The organism is Microbulbifer sp. SE14, from assembly GCF_059834885.1.
The window spans coordinates 1-887 of record NZ_JCBAJA010000084.1; the positions used below are offsets into that span (position 1 = coordinate 1).

Here is an 887-nt window from a genome sequence, read left to right on the forward strand (position 1 = left end):
ACAGCTTACTCAAACTGCTCTATGCCGGTATACTGAAAGCCTCCGAGCGATGGACGCATCCGATTCAGAACTGGAACCTGACGCTATCACAGCTGACGATCCACTTCCCGGGCCGCCTGGAGAAATACATCAGCCTGTGAGGCTATTTGGCTGACACAGAGTTTTGAACACCCTCTTCATGGTCGTTGGCCGTTCCCCATTAGATGGTCAGGGCAAGCCTTACCCTCTACTGCATATGGCTTTGGCCAGTACCCTGTAGCAAGATTGAACAATTCGTTGCAGGGGACAGCCTACTATACGCACCTTTATGTGCAGTCGCTGCGCTCCTATTTTGCACAAAAAGGCACGCATAGCAGGCTGCCCATGAACTCAGCGTTAGTTTGGCGTGGCCGTTACAAAATGAGCAAAGTTGGTGGCGCAAAATCCGGTACAAGTAGCCGGCAATTCGGTATCAAAATCAGTGCCGGATTGCCGTCAAGTAGTTTCGTTCCTGGTGCCTTCGTTCAGGGTTGTAGGCATCGGCAATCACAAACCAATATTGTGGGTTGCCAGTAAGAAAGTTATTCGTCGTGGGAAGTCTGGTATTCTTCCCCAACTTAAACAGGCGGCGGCCCTCCGCTGCGCTCCGGGCAAAGTGCCAGTAGGGAGTGCAGAGCAGCGCCGTCACTAACCAGGCGCTGCTGAGGGACAGCCTACTATATGCACCTTTTTGTGTGGCTCGCTGCGCTCACATTTTCACACAAAAAGGTGCATATAGTAGGCTGCCCCAGAGCGCGGCGTTAAATTTCGATCATGGTCATATTTGCAATAACAAGAAAAGGGTTTAAGGAGCTTGAGCCCATCATAAAATCAGGAAATTATCCGGTATGGATCGGAGCAAACGTGCT

Annotated in this window: 1 pseudogene; it reads left to right on the forward strand. The window is 51.0% G+C overall.

What is annotated here, in order from left to right:
* A pseudogene (locus tag AC6R19_RS22745) lies at positions 1-140 on the forward strand (IS256 family transposase); the annotation flags it as partial.
* Positions 141-887: the final 747 nt, after the last annotated feature.